The sequence below is a fragment of the Pseudomonas sp. M1 genome (genome assembly GCF_022760135.1).
Classification (GTDB): Bacteria; Pseudomonadota; Gammaproteobacteria; order Pseudomonadales; family Pseudomonadaceae; genus Pseudomonas; species Pseudomonas citronellolis.
Genome location: NZ_CP094343.1, coordinates 1691190 through 1703719 on the forward strand (window position 1 = coordinate 1691190; position 12530 = coordinate 1703719).

A 12530-nucleotide genomic window follows, 5' to 3' on the forward strand; every position below is an offset into this window, starting at 1 on the left:
GGTGCGGTGGCCTATGCCGGAACGGGGCAGGCTTCGGTCCAGTTCTGCTTGTCGTTGATGAAGTTCACCAACTCGCGCAAGCGGCCGTGGTCGCGGCCGTTGAAGGCGAAGGCCAGGCGCGTGAGCTGGGTGAATTCCGGCTCGTCTTTTTCCAGTTCGCCGCAGGCCTGCTGGTGGAAGCCGTCGTGCAGGCAGAGGTTGCCGAACTCTTCGTGCAGGCGCTGCATGGCCTGGTCGCTGAGGCGGTGGTTGAGGCGGATGACGAAGTTGTCCTTGAGCCAGCGGCTGGAGTGGAAGTTGCTGTAGAAGTGGGCGATCTCCCCCACCGCGTCTTCCACCGAGCGGGCCAGTTTCATCAGGTGCATGTCGCTGGGCAGGATGTAGCGGTTGTCCAGCAGTTGCTCCTGCATGAACTGCAGCGCCTGCTCCCAGTAATGCCCGCCGGGTTGGTCGAGCAGCACCACCGGCACCAGCGGGCTCTTGCCGGTCTGGATCAGCGTCAGCACTTCCAGCGCCTCGTCCAGGGTGCCGAAGCCGCCGGGGCAGAGCACCAGGGCGTCGGCTTCCTTGACGAAGAACAGCTTGCGCAGGAAGAAGAAGTGGAACGACAGCAGGTTGTTGGTGCCGGCCACCGTGTGGTTGGCCTGCTGCTCGAAGGGCAGGGTGATGTTGAAACCCAGGCTGTTCTCCAGCCCCGCGCCTTCGTGGGCGGCGGCCATGATGCCGCCGCCGGCGCCGGTGACGACCATCAGGTCGTAGCGCGCCAGGGTGCGCCCCAGGTCCCGGGCCAGGGCGTACAGCGGGTGGTCCGGGGGCGTGCGCGCCGAGCCGAACACCGTGACCTTGCGCCGGCGCTTGAACTGCTCGAGGGTGGCGAAGGCGTGCTCCATCTCGCGCAGCGTCTGCAGCATGATCTTGGCGTCCCAGCGGTTGCGGTCGGCCTGGGCCATGCGCGCCACGGTGAAGAGCATCTCGCGGTACAGCGGCAGGTTCGGGCTGTCGCCCGGCGCGGCGAGGGCGGCCAGCTCCTCGACCTTTTGCGTCAGGTCGGTGCCGCTGGTCTGGAAGTGCCGGGAAAGGTAGTCCTCGGGTTCATAGGGCATGGGGATACTCCTTGTTCTTCAACCCCTTGTCGTAGGCGTGCGCCAGTCTGACATGCCGCCGATGACAGTCGGCGATGACCCTGTTTCAGATTGCGATACGGTCCCCCTGTTCGGGAATGTTGGCTTTCCAGTCGAGGCGTTCGAGCAGTGCGGCCTGCAGGGCATCCATCTTTTCCCGCTCGCCATGTATCAGGTATAGCTCGGGTTTGTTCTCGAAGTGGCCAACCCACTGAATCAATTGCGATTGTCCGGCATGGGCGGAGAAGCCGCCGAGGGTGTGGACCTTCGCCCGCACGGCGATGCGTTGGCGTAGCACGCGCACGCTCTCGGCGCCGTCGACGATGGCGCGGCCCAGGGTGCCCTTGGCCTGGAAGCCGGGGAAGACGATGTGGCACTCCTGGCGCCAGAGGTTGTGCTTGAAGTGGTGGACGATGCGCCCGCCGGTGCACATGCCGCTGCCGGCGATGATGATGGCGCCGCTCTTGATGCGGTTGATCGCCATGGAGTCTTCCGGCGTCTGCGTGGTGCGTAGCAGCGGCAGCCATTCGGACAGCTTCACGGTGCCGGTGCCGCGGATGTATTCGCGGTCGCTGTCGGAGAACTCGCCGGAGTGGCGCAGGTAGATATCGTTGGCCCGCGCGGCCATGGGGCTGTCGAGGAAGACCATCTGCTGCGGCAGGCGGCCTTCCTGGTAGAAGCGCCCGAGGTAGAACAGCAGGTCCTGGGTGCGGCCGACGGCGAAGGCGGGGATCAGCACGTTGCCGCCGTCCTTCTGCGCCTGTTCGAGGATGTCCGCCAGTTCCAGCAGCGTCTCGTTGTTGTCGCGGTGGTCGCGGTCGCCGTAGGTGGATTCCAGCAGCACCACGTCGGCGCGGCTCAGTGGCGTCGGCGTGCGCATCAGCGGCGAGCAGGTGTTGCCCAGGTCGCCGGAGAACACCAGGCGGCGCGTCAGGCCCTGCTCGTGGATCTCGATCTCGACGATGGCCGAGCCGAGGATGTGCCCGGCGTTGTGGAAGGTCACGCGGATGCCGGGCGCCACTTCCACGGTGCTGCCGTAGCTGACGCTGCGGCGCAGCTTCAGGGCCTTCTCGGTGTCTTCCACGGTGTAGATCGGGGTGACCGGCGGCTTGTTCAGGCGGGCGCGCCACTTGCTCTCCCACTCGGCGTCCTTTTCCTGGATGTTGGCCGAATCCATCAGCATCAGTTCCAGCAGCTCGCAGCAGGACTCGGTGGCATAGATCGGCCCCTTGTAGCCTTCCTTCGCCAGGCGCGGCAGCAGCCCGCTGTGGTCGATGTGGGCATGGGAGATGACCACCGCGTTCAGGCTCTTCGGGTCGAAGGGGAAGGGCGTGCGGTTGCCGGCCTCGTTGTCGCGGGTGCTCTTGCCGTTGCTGCGGCCCTGGCGCATGCCGCACTCGAGCAGCACACGCGCGCCGTCCCGGGTTTCCAGCAGGTAGCAGGAGCCGGTGACTTCCTGGGCTGCGCCGATGAAGGTGAGTAGGGCCATGGGGCCTCCTTAGCAGGATTCGGTATTTCAGACTCGCGTAGCTGGAACGAAATGGCGTTGATACAGGTCAGCGCCCCTCCCATCCGGCGACCTAGACTTCCCCCATAGCCCCAGGGAGAACGTCGAGCATGTCGCAGATACTGCCCAGTCCGGACGAACTGGCCGCGCACGCGGCGGAGCAGCCGGCATTCGCCGAATGGCTGAGCGGATACGGTCCGCTTGAGCATAGCGCGCTGACCCAGGCTGCGGTCTTCCGCGTGACTCATCAATTGGTCCAGGCCGGCCTGCAGCCGGACCTGGCGAGCGTCTACCGGATGTTCCGCGCGCTGGACCGGCTGACCTGCGCCGGGCTCTGGCTGGTGGTGCACATGACCTACGCGCGCCGTGTGCACCTGGATGGCACGCCGCTGCAGGCCGAGGATTTCAAGGCCAACCCTGAGGGCCACACCGGCGGCGCCCTGAACATGGTGCCGGCCTACGCCGGCTACCTGGCGCTCAATGCCCTGACCGGCACCACCCGCGGCTGGCTGATGGGGCAGGGGCACTGCGTGGCGGCCATCGAGGCGCTCAACGTGCTGACCGCCAACCTGCACCCCGAGCAGGCGCGGCGCTACAGCATCGACGCCGCCGGCCTGGAGCGCCTGGTGCAGGACTTCTACAGCTACGCCCAGGCGCCGGACGGCAGCGTCGCCGTGCCCCTGGGTAGCCACGTCAACCCGCATACCGCCGGCGGCATCGCCGAAGGCGGCTACCTGGGCTTCGCCGAACTGCAGTATGCGCACCTGCCGCTGCCCGGCGAGACCCTGGTGGCCTTCCTCTCCGACGGCGCCGCCGAGGAGCAGCGCGGCAGCGACTGGATGCCGCGCTGGTGGCGCGCCGAAGACTGCGGCGTGGCCCTGCCGGTGATGATCGCCAATGGCCGGCGCATCGAGCAGCGTACCCAGTTGGGCACCCGGGAAGGCCTGGAAGGCTTCAAGCACCACCTGAGCGGCTGCGGCTTCGACCCCCTGAGTTTCGACGGCCGCGACCCGGCCGCCTTCGTCTGCGCCCTGTGGGAGATGGAGCAGCGCCTGGCCCATCGCGTGCACGAGAAGAACAGCGGCATCCTGCAGTACCCGCTGCCGATTCCCTACGGCATCGCCGAGACGGTCAAGGGCTTCGGCTTCTACGGCGCCGGCAGCAACGCCGCGCACAACCTGCCGCTGCCGGGCAACCCCCGCGACGACGAGAACGCCCGTGAGCTGTTCAACCAGCATGCGGCGCGGCTGTGGGTGCCGGAAGCGGAGCTGGACGCCGCCTGCGCACTGTTCACTGCGAGCCGCCAGGGGCGCCTGCTGGAGCGCGACAACCCGCTGGCGGTGCGGCGGCCCATCGAGCCCAGCCTGCCGGAGCTGCACTACCGCAACGACCAGTGTTCGCCGATGCTGGCGCTGGACCGCTTCTTCAGCGAACTGTGCGCGGCGAACCCGGACCTGCGGGCCCGCGTCGGCAACCCCGACGAGCTGGCCAGCAACCGCCTGGGCGGCGTGCTCAAGGCGCTGAAGCACCGCGTCTGCCAGCCGGAGAGCGCGCTGGAGGCCGTCGACGGGCGGGTCATCACCGCGCTCAACGAGGAGGCCGTGGTCTCCGCCTGCCTGGCCAACCAGGGCGGGCTCAACCTGGTGGCCAGCTACGAGGCGTTCTGCGTGAAGATGCTCGGCGCGGTGCGCCAGACGCTGATCTTCGCCCGCCTGCAGAAAGAGGCGGGGCGCCCGGCCGGCTGGCTCGGCTGGCCGCTGGTGGCCACCTCGCACACCTGGGAGAACGGCAAGAACCAGCAATCGCACCAGGACACCACCTTCTGCGAAAGCCTGCTGGGCGAGATGAGCGACATGGTGCGGGTGCTGTTCCCCGCCGACCACAACAGCCTGCTGGCGCTGCTGCCGCAGATTTACCGCAGCCGTGGGCAGCTCGCCTGCGTAGTAGCGCCCAAGCGCGAGCGGCCGAACCTGTTCGACCGGGCCCAGGCGGAACAACTGGCGCGCGATGGCGCCATCGTGGTGGAAGAACATCCCGGCAGCGACCCGCTGCTGCTGATCGCCAACGGCAGCTACCAGCTCGGCGAGATGCGCCGCGCCGTGGAGCGCCTGGCCGAGGCCGGCTACCCGTACCGCCTGGTCTACCTGCAGGAGCCGGGGCGCTTCCGCGCGCCGAGGGACAACTGGGAGCTGGCGGCGGTGGCCGACGAGGTGCTGATCGAGCAACTGTTCCCGGATGCCTACGGGCGCCGCGTGCTGCTCACCCACATGCGCCCGGAAGTGGCGCGCGGGCATCTCTGGCCGATCCTGCCGGATGCGCTGCGCAGCTCGGTGCTGGGCTACCGCAACCGCGGCGGGACCCTCGACGAGCCCGGCATGCTGTTCGCCAACCGGGCCTGCTGGGGCGATGTGCTGGCGGCCTGCGCGCGCCTGCTGGAAGTACCGCGCAGCGCGCTGCTGACCGCCGAGGAGGTCGCGGCGCTGGCCGGCAAGGGGGATCCGCAGGCCCTGCGCTGAGGCGCCTCAGCGCTTCAGCGGCTTGACGAGGGAATCCAGGCCCTCGACCTTCAGCTCCAGCACAATCTGCATCAGGCGGCCCAGCTCGCCCTTGGGAAAGCTGTCATTGCGCTGGAACCACAGCAGGTACTCCTCCGGCAGGTCCACCAGCATGCGTCCCTGGTACTTGCCGAAGGGCATCGGCGTGCGGGCGATCTTCAGCAGGTTGAGCTTTTCCGACTCCAGCATGGCGCCGGCTTCACTTCTGCAGCTTGATGCGGCAGCTGCCGGCATCGAAGCGCTCGACGGCCACCGGGGCGTTCGTGTGGTACTCGGTGAAGTCGTAGGTGAGCACCGCGCCCTGGGCCAGCAACTGGCGGTAGCCGGTGTTGCTGCACACGCTGTCGCCCAGCTGGCTGCGCACGCTCTCGGGGTTGGCGCGCATCTTCGCGGCGTGGCTGGCGCGCACGCTGAGATGGTTGATCAACTGGTTGCCTTCGACGGTATAGCCCTGGTCGAGGATGTCCTCGTTGATCGCGCGCGGAGTGCCTTCGCTGCTTTCCTTGGCGACGTTCTCCAGTGTCTTGGCCAGTTCGAAGTCCTTGAGCGACGCGGCGTGGGCCGCGGGCAGGACGAGGCAGAGGGCGAGGGCGGTTAGGCGCAGCATGGGCTTCTCCTGAAACGGGTGCGTATTCGACCGCGCGACGCCGGCACGGTTCGCCGGCGCCGCAAATCCCCCATTGTCCCTGAAAACCGCCCGGCTGCCGAGCGGCCTTGGCGCGCAGGGGCTCTGTTACAATCGCCGCCCGCCGAGACTGCCTGCCCGAGCCACCGATGTCGCCTGCCCATCCCGCCACCAAGAACCATGCCGTCGCCCGCCTGCGCGCCGAGCGCCTGGCCCGCTGCGTGAAGCCCTTCGTGGCCCGTGGCTCGCGTTCGCCGCGCTGCGCCGGCTGCCGCCTGCGCCCGGACTACTGCATGTGCGCCTGGCAGCCGCAGGTGCAGGCCAACGCCGGCATGTGCCTGGTGATGTTCGACACCGAGCCGCTGAAGCCGAGCAACACCGGCTGGCTGATCGCCGAGACGGTGCCGGACACCTGGGCCTTCGGCTGGTCGCGCATCGAGGTCGACCCGGCCCTGCTGGCGCTGCTGGACAATCCGCAGTGGCAGCCCTACGTGGTGTTCCCGGGGGAGTTCGTCGCCGCCGAGCGGGTGGTGGAGAAGGTCGCGCCGCAGCCCGGCAAGCGCCCGCTGTTCATCCTGCTGGACGCCACCTGGAACGAGGCGCGCAAGATGTTCCGCAAGAGCCCCTACCTGGACCGCTTCCCGGTGCTGAGCATCACCCCGGACGCGCTGTCGCGCTACCGCCTGCGCCGCTCCAAGTTCGACGAGCACCTGTGCACCGCGGAAGTGGCGGCGCTGTGCCTGGGTCTGTCTGGCGACCAGCGCGCGGGGGATGCGCTGGATGCCTACCTGGACGTGTTCAGCGAGCGCTACCTGGGCGCCAAGCACCAGCGCGGCCTGGACGAGCAGAGCCCGGCGCACCAGGCCCTGCGGCCCTACACCGCGCTCTAGGGTTCAGGCCGCCGCGGCCTTCTTCTGCGGCCACAGCTGGGCCACCAGCATGCCGGCGAGCATCAGCGCGCAGCCGAAGTAACCGCGCGCGTGCAGGCTCTCGTCGAGGAAGATCGCCCCGGCGATGGCGGCGAATACCGCTTCCAGCGAGAGGATGATCGCAGCGTGGGAGGCGATGGCGTGCTTCTGCGCGATCACCTGCAGGGTGAAGCCGGTGCCGACGCCGAGCAGGCCGCCGTAGAGCAGCGCCGGGCCGGCCTGGACGATGGCGTCCCAGTGGATTTCCTCGAACACCAGCGCCAGCGCCATGCTCACCACCGAGCAGGTGACGAACTGCAGGAAGGCCAGGCGGATGGCGTCGTAGCGGCTGGCGAACAGGCCCACCAGCAACACGTGGCAGCCCCACACCAGCGCGCCGGTCAGTTGCAGCCAGTCGCCGGAGGCCACCTTGAAGCCCGGGCCGATGCTCAGCATGGCCATGCCCACCACCGCCAGCGCCGCGCCGAGCCAGGTGCCCGTGCCGGTGCGGTGGCCCAGCAGCAGGCCGAGCAGCGGCACGATGATCACGTACAGGCCGGTGATGAAGCCGGAGTTGGTCACGCTGGTGAACAGCAGGCCGACCTGCTGCAGGTTGATGCCGAGGGTCAGCGCGGTGCCGATGGCCAGGCCCGCCAGCAGCAGGCCGCGGTTGAACGGCTGGGCCCCGCGCCTGGCCGACCAGGCCAGCAGCGGCAGCAGCATCAGCGCGCCGAGGGCGAAGCGCAGGCCGGTATAGAGGAAGGGCCCGATGGCATCCATCCCCAGGCGCTGCGCGACGAAGGACACACCCCAGATCATGGCGGTGACCAGCATCAGGATATCGGCGCGCAGGGCATGGCTCTTCATGGTGTTCTCGGCAGGCAAAAAAAGAGCGCAACTCTGCCGCAAGCCGGGGACTTTGAAAAGCTGTCCATTCCGTCAGCGGGTGCGCTGGGAGTCGCCCGCATCTGCATTCTCGGCAGGCATCGGCCGATGCATTTGCGTACAATGCGCCAATCAGGTCACGACCTTTCCCATGCTGGCCCCGCCGTTATCCGCGGCCGGGATCGAGCCTGGCCATCAAGGAACTTACATGGCTTCCTATGAAATCCTGATCGCTGACGATCATCCGCTGTTCCGCAGTGCCCTGCACCAGGCCCTCACCTTGGGCCTGGGCCCCGAAGCGAAACTGGTGGAGGCGGCGAGCATCGCCGAGCTGGAAGCCAGGCTCAACGAGAAGGCCGACTGGGACCTGGTCCTGCTGGACCTGAACATGCCCGGCGCCTACGGCTTTTCCGGCCTGGTGCTGCTGCGCGGGCAGTACCCGCAGATCCCGGTGGTGATGATCTCGGCCCAGGAGGACGCCGCCGTGGTGCAGCGCTCCCGCGAGTTCGGCGCCAGCGGCTTCATCCCCAAGTCCAGCGAGATGGCCACCCTGCAGCAGGCGGTGCGCGCGGTGCTCGACGGCGACGTCTGGTGGCCGCCGCAGGCCGACGCGGTGACCGAGCTGAGCGAGGAAGTGCGCGCCGCCAGCGCCGGCCTGGCGAGCCTGACGCCGCAGCAGTTCCGCGTGCTCACCATGGTCTGCGAGGGGCTGCTGAACAAGCAGATCGCCTTCGAGCTGAGCGTCTCCGAGGCGACGGTGAAGGCCCACGTCACCGCCATCTTCCGCAAGCTCAACGTGCGCACCCGCACCCAGGCGGCGCTGTTGCTGCAACAGATGGAAACGGTTCCGGGCGCCTGATCGGCCGCCCGTGACCTTGGTTTCACACTTTCCTACGGCACCTGGTTTAGAGTGCCGCGTCTTTTTTCGCAGAGAGCCCTTCGTGACTTCTTCCCCCTTCAAGGGCCAGACCGGCCTGAAGCGCATCCTCAACGCCGCCGGCTACTCCATGGCCGGTTTCGTCGCTGCCTTCCGTGGCGAGGCGGCCTTCCGCCAACTGGTGCTGATCAACGTCATCCTCGTCCCGCTGGCGTTCTTCTGCGACGTCAGCCGCGGCGAGCGCGCACTGATGATCGCCGTGTGCCTGCTGGCGCTGATCGTCGAACTGCTCAACTCGGCGGTGGAAGCGGTGGTCGACCGCGTCTCCCTGGAGCGCCACCCGCTGTCGAAGAACGCCAAGGACATGGGCAGCGCCGCGCAGTTCGTCGCGCTGAGCATCATCACCGTGACCTGGGCGGTGATCCTGCTGGGCTGAGCCCATGGGAGCAGGCGCGTAGGGCGTATGACCGTTCGCGGTCATACGCCGCTACACCGGCCTCGTGCCCGGCTCCTCGGTCGAGCCCGGAGTGCCCTGAAACAGGCACTTCGTGGCCAAACCCGGAGCGCGCCTGAAGCCAAGGCCAAACGGCGGATAACGTCGAACGTTATCCGCCCTACGCTCTACAAAGTGCGGAGAAATGCCGTCGTAGGATGGGTTGAGCGAAGCGATACCCATCACCACGGCAGCATGGGTTTCGCAGGCTCAACCCATCCTACGAAGAGCGTCCCGGCGTGGTCGACAAGACCGCCTCAGGGAATCATCGGCAGCACGATCTCGTCGCTGCGGCTGATGCCCGCCGTCTCGCTGCGGCACAGGTCGAGGAATTCGCGCATGGTCGCGGTCTGGTACTTCTGCCGGTGCCAGATGAAGTAGAACTGCCGGCGCAGGTCCAGCTGCGGGGTGTCCACCGGCACCAGGCTGCCGCGGCGGAAGGCGTCGCGCAGGGCCAGGCGCGAGATGCAGCCGATGCCCAGGCCCGACTCCACGGCGCGCTTGATCGCCTCGGTGTGCTCCAGCTCCAGGCGGATATTCAGCGGCTCGATGTGATGGCGCATGGCCTGGTCGAAGGTCAGGCGGGTGCCCGAGCCTTGCTCGCGGAGGATCCAGGCCTCGCTGCTGAGCCGGTGCAGGTCCACGGGCCCGGCGTTGGCCAGCGGGTGCTGCGGCGCGCAGAACACCACCAGCTCGTCCTCCATCCACGGCTGCACCTCGATGTCCGGGTGCTGGCAGTCGCCCTCGATCAGGCCCAGGTCCAGCTCGTAGTGGGCGATGCGCTGCACCACGTGGGCGGTGTTGTGCACGTGCAGGCGCACCCGGCAGTCCGGCTGGCGCTGCATGAAGGTGCCGATCAGCAGGGTGGCCAGGTAGTTGCCGATGGTCAGGGTGGCGCCCAGGTCCAGGGAGCCGAAGGCGCTCTTGCCGTTGAGCAGCGTTTCGATCTCGCTGCCGCGGTCCAGCAGCGCCACCGCCTGGGGCAGCAACTGGCGGCCCAGGGCGTTCAGCGTCAGGCGCTTGCCGGCGCGGTCGAACAGCTTGCAGTCGAACTGCCGCTCCAGCTCGCCCAGGGCCGTGCTGGTGGCCGACTGCGACAGCGACAGCGCTTCGGCGGCGCGCGACACGCTTTCCTGCTGGGCCACGGCGACGAAGACTTCCATCTGGCGCAGGGTGAATTTCATCGGTTGGTTTGGCTCCGTGGCGGGCGAGGGCGCGACATTCGGTCGCCCCAGGCGGGGCGGCAGGGGGCGTAAGCTGGCGCGCGCTGGCCGCCAGGCGTCCCTTATCTGCGTTTTGGATTAGCAATATCCAGATAATTTATTTTGCGGATATTCTCGCCCCCTATAAAATGTCGCGCAATCGCGCTACGTCCGGGATCTGCTGGGGTGCGCCACGAATCTCTAGGAGTCCTTGATGAGCAACCTGTACACCGAGCGCGTTCTCAGCGTGCACCACTGGAACGACACCCTCTTCAGCTTCAAGACCACCCGTAACCCGGGCCTGCGCTTCAAGACCGGCCAGTTCGTGATGATCGGCCTGGAAGTCAACGGTCGCCCGCTGATGCGCGCCTACTCCATCGCCAGCCCGAACTACGAGGAGCACCTGGAGTTCTTCAGCATCAAGGTCCCGGACGGCCCGCTGACCTCGCGCCTGCAGCACCTGAAGGAAGGCGACGAGCTGATGGTCAGCCGCAAGCCCACCGGCACCCTGGTGCTGGACGACCTCAAGCCCGGCAAGCACCTGTACCTGCTGAGCACCGGCACCGGCATGGCGCCGTTCCTGAGCGTGATCCAGGACCCGGAAGTCTACGAGAAGTTCGACAAGGTCATCCTGGTCCACGGCGTGCGCTGGGTCAGCGAGCTGGCCTACGCCGACTTCATCACCAAGGTCCTGCCGGAGCACGAGTACTTCGGCGACATGGTCAAAGAGAAGCTGATCTACTACCCCCTGGTCACCCGTGAAGAGTTCCGCAACATGGGCCGCCAGACCGACCTGATGCGCAGCGGCAAGCTGTTCGCCGACATCGGCCTGCCGCCGATGAACCCGCAGGACGACCGCGCCATGATCTGCGGCAGCCCGAGCATGCTGGACGAGACCAGCGAAGTGCTGAACGGCTTCGGCCTGCAGATCTCCCCGCGCATGGGCGAGCCGGGCGACTACTTGATCGAGCGCGCCTTCGTCGAGAAGTAAGCTGCCCGCAATTGAAGGAGCCCGCCACCCGGCGGGCTTTTTCGTTCATGGCGGACATGGGGAAATGCCGTGCGTAGGAGTGCGTAGGGGCCGGCGTGGCCGGTAAATCCAATCGCGGATGAATCCGCTCCTACGACCGTGCTTCCCTGAACCGTAGGAGCAACTGTCTTGCGCCTAGGTGCTCTTCGTAGGATGGGTTGAGCTTGCGAAACCCATGCGGTTGCGCTGATGGGTATCGCTTCGCTCAACGCCATCCTACGAAAAGCCGTGCTTCCTGGAACCTACGGGGTGAGGCGGCGAAGCGCGGGTTGCACATCCAATACCCTGATCACCCCCGCTTCGGGGTAATGCCAATGCACGTCCAGGTCCCACAGGCGCGCGCCGTAGCGGCGTTCGGGCGTGGGTTGCTGGTAGGCCGGGCGCGGGTCCTGGGCCAGGCACTGTTCGACCAGCTCGACCACCGGCTCGCCCAGGCGCAGGGCCTGCTCACGGGCCTGGGCCAGGGCGGTGTCGCTCCACTGCACCGGGATCGGCGCCGGCGGCGCCTCGGCGATGGCGTTGCGCGCGTCGGCCACGGCGTCGGCATAGGGCACGTAGGGCTTGATGTCGAGCACCGGGGTGCCATCCAGCAGGTCGATGCCGGACAGCCACAGGCACCCGGGCTCGACCTTCTCCAGGCGCACCACCGACTGGCCGATGCCGTTGGGCCGGTGCGTGGCGCGGGTGGCGAACACGCCCAGGGAGCGGTTGCCGCCCAGGCGCGGCGGGCGCACCTTGAGCCGTGGCTTGTCTTCCAGGGCCTGGTGGAAGAGGAACAGCAGCCAGACGTGGCTGACCTGCTCCAGGCCTTCCACCGCCTCGCCGCCGTCGAACGGCGGCAGCAGCTCCAGCACGCCCCGCGCCGCCGGGGCCAGCTGCGGTTGGCGCGGGATGGCGAACTTCTCCTTGAAGCAGGAACGGATGTAGCCGATGGGGGAGACGGAGTAGGACATGGCGGCACGCGCATGGAGCAGGGGGCCGCCATGTTACCCGATCGGCACTGCAAACCCCGCCGCTTGCGTCATCGCCGGCGCCTGCGCAGCAACAGCCAGCCGTAGAAGGTGTCCAGGCCTGGTTTCGCTCCTCACCCCAGTCCTCTCCCGGAGGGAGAGGGAGCCGTTCGTGCCACCGGGGCCTCCGGCGTGGCCGGTGAACCCAATCGCGGACAAAGTCCTACGTTCCAGGAAGCACGGCTTTTCGTAGGATGGTGTTGAGCGAAGCGATACCCATCAGCGCCACCGCATGGGTTTCGCAAGCTCAACCCATCCTACGAAGAGCGCCTCGGCGCAAGACAAGTGCGTGGGCAGCCAGACCCAGGGCATGGCCG

The 12530-nt window shown here is 67.6% G+C and carries 12 protein-coding genes; 5 read left to right on the forward strand and 7 right to left on the reverse strand.

Translation table 11 applies throughout. The annotated features are described in order from the left end of the window. Positions 1–11: 11 nt before the first annotated feature. Both PM1_RS07700 and PM1_RS07705 read right to left on the reverse strand, forming a co-directional pair. On the reverse strand, positions 12–1103 hold the full coding sequence (locus PM1_RS07700; RefSeq protein WP_009616844.1) for an LOG family protein: 1092 nt from the start codon (positions 1101–1103) through the stop codon (positions 12–14). A gap of 85 nt (positions 1104–1188) precedes the next feature. After that, positions 1189–2610 (reverse strand): MBL fold metallo-hydrolase RNA specificity domain-containing protein, encoded by a 1422-nt coding sequence (locus PM1_RS07705; RefSeq protein WP_009616845.1) that lies wholly within the window; start codon positions 2608–2610, stop codon positions 1189–1191. A gap of 128 nt (positions 2611–2738) precedes the next feature. On the opposite strand from PM1_RS07705, the gene PM1_RS07710 reads away from it, so the two are divergent. After that, positions 2739–5144 (forward strand): phosphoketolase, encoded by a 2406-nt coding sequence (locus tag PM1_RS07710; RefSeq protein ID WP_009616846.1) that lies wholly within the window; start codon positions 2739–2741, stop codon positions 5142–5144. 6 nt (positions 5145–5150) lie between these two features. Here the strand turns inward: PM1_RS07710 and PM1_RS07715 are convergent, their stop codons facing one another. Together PM1_RS07715 and PM1_RS07720 are read right to left on the reverse strand one after the other, a co-directional pair. Beyond that, positions 5151–5372 carry a DUF3820 family protein gene (locus tag PM1_RS07715; RefSeq protein ID WP_009616847.1) on the reverse strand — a complete coding sequence of 74 codons (222 nt, stop codon included), beginning with the start codon at positions 5370–5372 and terminating at the stop codon, positions 5151–5153. Positions 5373–5382: 10 nt separating this feature from the next. After that, the gene (locus PM1_RS07720; protein WP_009616848.1) at positions 5383–5790 is read right to left on the reverse strand and encodes a quorum-sensing-regulated virulence factor family protein; all 408 of its coding nucleotides are present in this window, start codon (positions 5788–5790) and stop codon (positions 5383–5385) included. A gap of 167 nt (positions 5791–5957) precedes the next feature. Here PM1_RS07720 and PM1_RS07725 point away from each other — a divergent pair, with 167 nt between their 5' ends. After that, positions 5958–6698 carry a tRNA-uridine aminocarboxypropyltransferase gene (locus PM1_RS07725; protein ID WP_009616849.1) on the forward strand — a complete coding sequence of 247 codons (741 nt, stop codon included), beginning with the start codon at positions 5958–5960 and terminating at the stop codon, positions 6696–6698. A gap of 3 nt (positions 6699–6701) precedes the next feature. Here PM1_RS07725 and PM1_RS07730 read toward each other — a convergent pair whose 3' ends face one another. Continuing rightward, positions 6702–7583: a DMT family transporter gene (locus PM1_RS07730; RefSeq protein WP_009616850.1), complete on the reverse strand. Its 882-nt coding sequence runs from the start codon at positions 7581–7583 to the stop codon at positions 6702–6704. Between the two features lie 226 nt (positions 7584–7809). Here PM1_RS07730 and erdR point away from each other — a divergent pair, with 226 nt between their 5' ends. Further along, complete coding sequence (gene erdR / locus PM1_RS07735; protein WP_009616852.1) at positions 7810–8460, forward strand: response regulator transcription factor ErdR; 651 nt, start codon at positions 7810–7812, stop codon at positions 8458–8460. A gap of 82 nt (positions 8461–8542) precedes the next feature. Then, the gene (locus PM1_RS07740) at positions 8543–8914 is read left to right on the forward strand and encodes a diacylglycerol kinase (protein WP_009616854.1); all 372 of its coding nucleotides are present in this window, start codon (positions 8543–8545) and stop codon (positions 8912–8914) included. A gap of 314 nt (positions 8915–9228) precedes the next feature. Here the strand turns inward: PM1_RS07740 and PM1_RS07745 are convergent, their stop codons facing one another. Beyond that, positions 9229–10155, reverse strand: a complete 927-nt coding sequence (locus tag PM1_RS07745) for a LysR family transcriptional regulator (protein WP_009616855.1) — start codon at positions 10153–10155, stop codon at positions 9229–9231. Positions 10156–10387: 232 nt separating this feature from the next. Here PM1_RS07745 and fpr point away from each other — a divergent pair, with 232 nt between their 5' ends. Further along, a complete protein-coding gene (gene fpr / locus PM1_RS07750) occupies positions 10388–11164 on the forward strand; it encodes a ferredoxin-NADP reductase (RefSeq protein WP_009616858.1) in 777 nt (258 codons plus the stop codon). A 281-nt stretch (positions 11165–11445) separates the two neighbouring features. Here fpr and tsaA read toward each other — a convergent pair whose 3' ends face one another. Further along, positions 11446–12156: a tRNA (N6-threonylcarbamoyladenosine(37)-N6)-methyltransferase TrmO gene (tsaA, locus tag PM1_RS07755; protein WP_009616859.1), complete on the reverse strand. Its 711-nt coding sequence runs from the start codon at positions 12154–12156 to the stop codon at positions 11446–11448. Positions 12157–12530: the final 374 nt, after the last annotated feature.